Raw genomic sequence first — 6,540 nt, 5'->3', positions numbered from 1 at the left:
ATAGCATGGTACCGATTACACCGCTACGCTTGGTACCGATACAGCGCTATCGTCAGTCAATATGATTCCATTAAACTTTCTTTTTGAAATCTTTTATGCAAAACAATGCACCAGCTTTTTTCAAAAACTCAGGAGTAAAGTAAGTCATCAGTCCTCCGAGTGATGTGAACGTTAACTCTCCAAAGTAAATCTTTCCGTTCTCGTCTTCCGGATTCAAATTGTATAAGTCAACTCTCAATTCAGGGAATCCCTGGGATAGCTTTTCTGCTACCTCTATCATTTTCTCCAAGTTTTTAGGCTTTGGCATAATTTTACCTTTAGGATAGCCAAAACTGAATATAGAATATTGTGGGCACGCATTCCACTCTCTGTCATAGAGCATTAAGTGAACTTTGGCTCCATTGCCTGAACGGTCGGAACATATCATGATATAGTGAACTTTGCCATTAAAACACCACAGTTTATAATCTATCAATGTAGATTCGCCCTTCGGTGTAGGGAGCAGTTCTTCTGCTATGACCATCGGATGGATTTCCTTGTAATGAGGTTCTACATGAAGCAGTCCTATGTTCTTGCGGTGTAACCATTCATCTATGGTCTTCACAATAGCAGCCTTCTGGGCAATGGGTAGGGTACTTTTACCTCTTACGGCTTTATTGGTACCTTTTCCGTCGCCATTATTTGCCTTGAGAATAAAATTCTCTGGCAGTTGGTCAAAGTCGAAGTCGTTCACATCGTCCCAAGCTCCGTATAGTTTGACTAGACAGTCGCCGAGCCCCTTTTGCTTTACATAATCTCTTACCTTGTATTTGTCAGCAAGGGTAGTCCACTGGGTCGTGTCTGAATATAACTTTGCCCACAGAATCTTTTCGTTAAGATCCTGGGGATCCTTTAAATTCAGTTTTTTCTTGAAGGTGAGAAAATATCTAATCTTCAGAAGCAATTCAGGGTTGTGCTTGCCTAAAAAATGACATAAACCAATAGCAGGAGCAAAGAGAATTCTTCCTCCTTTACTTGATGTTGGATGTATCATATCTACTATTTTTAATGTTGCTGTATCAGTTTATTATAAAAAGTTCCTGCTATTCTACTTAGATAGAATAGAGGGTCGTTATGAATAAGATGCCTCAAGTACATGCCTGTATATTTGAAACTTTGAGATAGGAATTCATATATCTTGGTCACAATGCTGATCTTACGTCTTCCTGCAGAATTATTTCTCTTTCTGATGTAGTATATGCAAGTAGGTGCGGCTACTTTTACATGTTTGATCTTCCAGGATATTCCATACATGAATATGGAGTCTTCACCTCGTTTGATATTTGTGTCGAAACGTTGTCCGTTTATACATTCTTTGGGAAGTAGCTTGCAACATGCTGACGAGAAAAAACTGCGATTGGAATAGCGACTTGATTCCTTTGCCGGTTGATAGTTTTTGTATGCACGACTTAGAAAATGCTGTTCACTTTCTTCTCCTGTTTCCTTATTCACTGCTTTCACATTGGCTTCAACAATTCCGTTGTCACATGCTTTAGAAAGCAACTCCTCCAGATAGTTGTCTGATACCCAGTCATCATCATCAATGAAACAGATATAGCAGCCTTGTGCTTTTTCCATTCCAAGATTTCGAGCTCTAGATACTCCATTTGGAGTAGAGTAAAGCAGTGTGCTGGCAAAGGAGTATTCTGGCAGTTTCTTGCGAATCAAACTTTCATAAGGTTCTCTTTCACCATTGAGCACGAGGATTACCTCAAACTCATCCTTTGATAAAGTTTGATTCTCAAGACTTCCTAAACACTCCCAAAGATAGTCCTTGGGAGCGTATGTTGGTATGATAACACTTATTTTAGTTGCCATAACTGTTACTTATTTTGCATATTCAACTTCAATACCTCCTATCTCTGCAGCGATCTGTGAATAAGAAGAACCTACGCTTCCTATAATCTTATTGGTCTTGCTAAGACAGAATAAGTCTAACACTGCAAATTTCATTCCTTCCAAGGAATTGCGGTCTGTATCATCCATCAGGGTAATGATGCGGTTCGGATACTTTGATTTCAGACTTTCCTTTACTTCATCATCATCGCTGGCTACATAGAACTTGGTATTGGTATTTTTCTTAATTTCTGCATCCATCATATAAGTAAAGTTCTCTAATGGAGAAGATTGGATGGATACAATATTGTCGGTTCTGCGGATATGCACACCGATAGTTCTCTCAGAAAAGCCTGCTACTACTTCGTCTATTCTGCGCTGGATATCATCTTGTGGAATGAACATCCCTTGGATGGTATATTTTGTACACATAGGATAACACGAGATGAGGAGGAGCGAGCGTGAATAGCTTTTCTTTAATTTGCTATATACCTCATCGCCATTGCGATAGATGCTGAAGTTGAACACGGCTTGCTCGAACATCGTTTTCAGCAGGGGCCATCTTACCAGGTAGTCCTTGTTACCGTTGATGTTGTATAGCCATTGTTTGTTCTCAACCAGTTTCACATCATCTTGTGGAATTGGTTTGAAAAGTTCGCAATAATCTGCTTTTAAGCCTAGGCTGTTGTTCCAGTAAATGACAGAAGGACAATGATATTTCTTTGCCACCGCCACTCCTGTGGCTATGGCACGTAATCGGTTACAAAGTCCTCCTGTTGGTATGATTTTAACTTCCATGTTTCGTTATCGATGTAGTTATTCTTTTATTTCTTAATTGTATTTCTGATGGCATCCAGAAAACCATGACCATACTTGGTGTCTGGTTCCACATAGTTGCCTTCACCCCATTCGTTCCATGAGCGGAGGAAGAGAATCTTTCTCTGTTCTGGTTTGTTCTTGATGAGCTGCAGTGCATCTTCTATATGATGCTCGAAGTTCTCTGGGGTAGCATTTACGTAGATACCTTCGTGCTTGCCGGCTCTAGGGGTGCGGTCCCACTGTGGGAAAAGAGTAGGGAACACGTTGTCCCAATTGTCTTCCGGTGAAAAGAAATGCTTCATCACCTTAGGATAATCATACTTCAGTGCCGGCATGAAAGGTAAAGCCTTCTGCATCGCTTTTCTTGCAATACGCCAATACTTTCCCTGATACATCATCTCGGCTCTACCTTTTCCCATCGGATTGATACCATCGAAGCCTAATTTCAGGAATGAGTTGTAGATGTCGGCACTGCTTTCGAGGTTTGGCATCACTCGGCTTATTGTGCCATCTTCGTTTCTCTTGACAGTTGTGGTAGATGCACACATGGCAACAAAGAATATGCCTTTCAACCCATTCTCCTTTGCCATCTTTCTCCAGAGTTCCATGAAGTGGCGAACATCCTTAAAGTGATATGGGTCGAAAATCAGGAACAGTGGCTTACCATCTATCGTGATGTAACGATGATCTTTGAATGCTTTGAGCACATAGTTGAAATGGGCAATGTAGTCTTCATCGCCGGGATACAATTGCTCACAGATCATCTGATTGCCACCTTTGTTCTTCCAAGTGTTGGTTTTCCAATCATGGTTTGCCCATGCTAGGCAGAATGGAAAATCTGGCTTGCCGGAATTAAGAACCTCATCGAATGGGCGCTGCAACAGACGCTTGCCGTTACCCATCCAGTAATGCCAGTAGCAGAATCCTTCTACACCAGCTTCACGTGCCAGCTGAGCCTGTTGTTCTCGGGTCTCAGGCAGACGAAGGTCATAGAAGCCCAAATCAGTTGGTATTCTTGGCTGGTAGTGTCCATGAAATACAGGACGGGCTTTGGCTACGTTGGTCCATTCTGTAAATCCTGGTCCCCAGACATTGTCGTTCTCAGGGATTGGATGAAACTGTGGCAAATAATATGCTATAACTCTTGCTTCCATTATGTTGTTTTCTATTATATATTATTTCAAATTAATTAAACTCTTATTTAAAAACATCTTTCTGCTTGTTGGCAAATAATAATTTATCCAATCTTCCATAGGAATGGAAATTCAATGTAGCCTAAACCATAATTTAATATAATGAGTGAGATTAAAGATACTATTGAAATGCCAATCCATTTTTGTTTGATGGTGTAGCAGATGTTGGTGTAAAGTATTACGTTGACGATACAAAACAGATAACATACACGTTGAGCCATTACTGGCAAAATTGCAAATGTTGCAAAGCAGAATAATCCCAGCGTGAAAATTTTCATCATCACTACAAAATATTTATTAAACTTTATGAGGGTATCATGAAAGAATAACAGATAATAATATAGCATTACAGAAAACATCTGCATTGGACTGAATACATTTACAGATACTGTTAATAAACCTTTTTCTACTCCTTTTTGATATAGAGCAAGCTTGTCCCCAATGTAAGGAAGGTTGGTACTTACGATAAAGTTTGCACCTGTAAAATAAAAGAGATAACTTAAAGGGATGAGACTACCCCATATAATTTTCTCTTTCTTTGTCATTGGCTTGTTGCTTAAAAATATCAGTGGTAAAAGCAGAAGTCCAGATATATGGAAAAAAGAGCCTATCAGCAGAATGATTAATGCTAATTTCTTCTTGCCCTCTGCTATTGGCTTTATAGCCAAAAGGAGGCAACCGGACAATATGCCTGTGCGGATTTGTGTAACTTCATGCAGTTCATAATAATAAGCCATATAGACGACTATCGGCAAAAACCACATTGTAGAGTATTTCCTGAATCCTACAAATTTGAGTGTTAATCCCCAGAATGCATAAAACAAAAACAAAATATGTACATCATCAGTGATGAGATTCAGTATCATGGACAATAGAATATATGAATATTCTACATTCTCTTGTCGGCCGGAACTAAAGTAGTTTCGGTAGGTTTCCTCATAATTCAGAGAATCAGGATCGATGCCAACTTCGCGTAAACCTGCCAATAAGATAAGTGACATACCTATCAGCAGATATAATGGAAGTTTGTATTTACCAAGATACTCTTCCATATACGACAATATGATTGCGATAAAGAATATTGCTATGATTATATAACCCATATAGCTTTATTTTTTAATTTTTCTATTTACTAAATCTTTGATGAGACTCCGTTCTTTTTTCGAAATTCCAACTGCATATAGTAGGATTGATATGCTTATTGCTGAAACGATAAACGACAAGAATAGCTGAAGAATCCTGTTTGTATGTAATCCTTCTACGCAATATATTATCAGCGTGGTTATCGAAATAATCAGAATGCCCGGTAATACCAGTCTCGCCAGATATTTACTGGCGGTTAAATCTGAAATACTTGTTTGCAGCATCAGTAATCGGATGATATGTGCCAGAATGCAAAGTCCAATCATTGTGACGAATACATAGTAGGATGGCATGCCTAACTTGAATAAAACCCAACTGACAGGCAGGCATAGTATCGTCATGCTTTCAACATACATGCTGTATTTGCGAATGTTGCCTGTTGCCTGTATGATGGTGGTAATCGGATTATGTAATGCCAGACATATTGTATATATCGCATAGAGTTGGGCAAACAAGACCATGGTAGGTGTACATTCTCCTAACCAAAGTGTGAGCAACGTCTCTGCTTCGAAGATGAATGGGATGAGAACCATCGACAGCAAATAGAGTATTGCCTTGCTGCTAGCAAAAAAAAGCTGCTCTAGATATCCTTTCTCGTTCGACGAATATGCTTTGATCATCGCAGGTCGGAAAGCAATGACCACACTATTGGTGAGCGTGTTGATGGCATTGTATATCTGATTGGCGATTCCAAAGGCTGCATTGATGATTGGTCCGAAGAACACATTCAGAATAATAGTACTTCCCTGAGTCATGCCTACACCTGCCAAGGCTCCATAGAATGACCAGCCTGAGAAAGAGAAAAGCTCCTTGTAGAGGATCTTCTTCTTTACAATGGTATATTTACATTCCGGATACTTTCTTCTAGCAATGATAACGTAAAGCAACATAACCATGAATGCTTCGAGCATTAATGCTACTCCATAATACACCAAATCGTCTCCACCTGTCATGCCGATGCAATAGGCAATGAGAAGTTTGACGATACAGTCGATGGTAGAAATCAGGGCATAATAGCCCATATTCTCATTGGCAAAGACTGCACCGATGAATGGTATCTGCAGGAGGGTGAATATGAAAGAAAACAGGGAAAACTGAAGAATCCATTGTGCCGCTTCCATACGTTCCGCAGGAATGGTGAGTTGTGTAGATATCAACCAGGGACCAACAATCTCAAATAGGACTAACAGAACGAGAGCTATCATCACGACTATGTTGAGGCTCACGGAGAAAATCTCCTTTAATCTGTCTGATTCTCCTTTACCCATTGCGAATGAATAAAAGCGTTGGGTGGATAGGGCAAGTACACTGCTAATGCATGTGCTTGCTGTCACCACGCCTGCCACGGCATTGAAGATACCATAGTCTTCTGTGCCAAGTCCTGCCAATACCCAACGTACCGTATAGAGATTGACGAAGGTGATAATAAGCATTCTAGCGAATAGCACCAATGTATTGGATGCTATTCGCTTAGAACGGTTTTGTATGTCTTTGCAATTTGCATACATAT

General features: G+C 39.9%; 6 protein-coding genes. All 6 read right to left on the bottom strand.

The annotated features are described in order from the left end of the window. Positions 1-70: 70 nt before the first annotated feature. The 6 genes from KSW37_RS05525 to KSW37_RS05500 all read right to left on the bottom strand — a co-directional run bounded on the left by KSW37_RS05525 (position 71) and on the right by KSW37_RS05500 (position 6,538). Positions 71-1,033 carry an ATP-grasp fold amidoligase family protein gene (locus tag KSW37_RS05525; RefSeq protein ID WP_217313579.1) on the bottom strand — a complete coding sequence of 321 codons (963 nt, stop codon included), beginning with the start codon at positions 1,031-1,033 and terminating at the stop codon, positions 71-73. 11 nt (positions 1,034-1,044) lie between these two features. After that, positions 1,045-1,857, bottom strand: coding sequence for a glycosyltransferase family 2 protein (locus KSW37_RS05520; RefSeq protein ID WP_217313578.1), 813 nt, complete (start codon positions 1,855-1,857; stop codon positions 1,045-1,047). Between the two features lie 9 nt (positions 1,858-1,866). Then, positions 1,867-2,673: a hypothetical protein gene (locus tag KSW37_RS05515; protein ID WP_217313577.1), complete on the bottom strand. Its 807-nt coding sequence runs from the start codon at positions 2,671-2,673 to the stop codon at positions 1,867-1,869. A gap of 26 nt (positions 2,674-2,699) precedes the next feature. Beyond that, positions 2,700-3,848: a glycosyltransferase WbsX family protein gene (locus tag KSW37_RS05510; protein ID WP_217313576.1), complete on the bottom strand. Its 1,149-nt coding sequence runs from the start codon at positions 3,846-3,848 to the stop codon at positions 2,700-2,702. Positions 3,849-3,931: 83 nt separating this feature from the next. After that, positions 3,932-4,939: an EpsG family protein gene (locus KSW37_RS05505; RefSeq protein WP_217313575.1), complete on the bottom strand. Its 1,008-nt coding sequence runs from the start codon at positions 4,937-4,939 to the stop codon at positions 3,932-3,934. A gap of 57 nt (positions 4,940-4,996) precedes the next feature. After that, complete coding sequence (locus KSW37_RS05500; RefSeq protein ID WP_217313574.1) at positions 4,997-6,538, bottom strand: oligosaccharide flippase family protein; 1,542 nt, start codon at positions 6,536-6,538, stop codon at positions 4,997-4,999. Positions 6,539-6,540 lie beyond the last annotated feature (2 nt).

This window comes from Segatella copri (assembly GCF_019127135.1).
Taxonomy (GTDB): domain Bacteria; phylum Bacteroidota; class Bacteroidia; order Bacteroidales; family Bacteroidaceae; genus Prevotella.
Note: the sequence above shows the minus strand (reverse complement) of the source record. Positions and strands in the feature narration are given on the sequence as shown.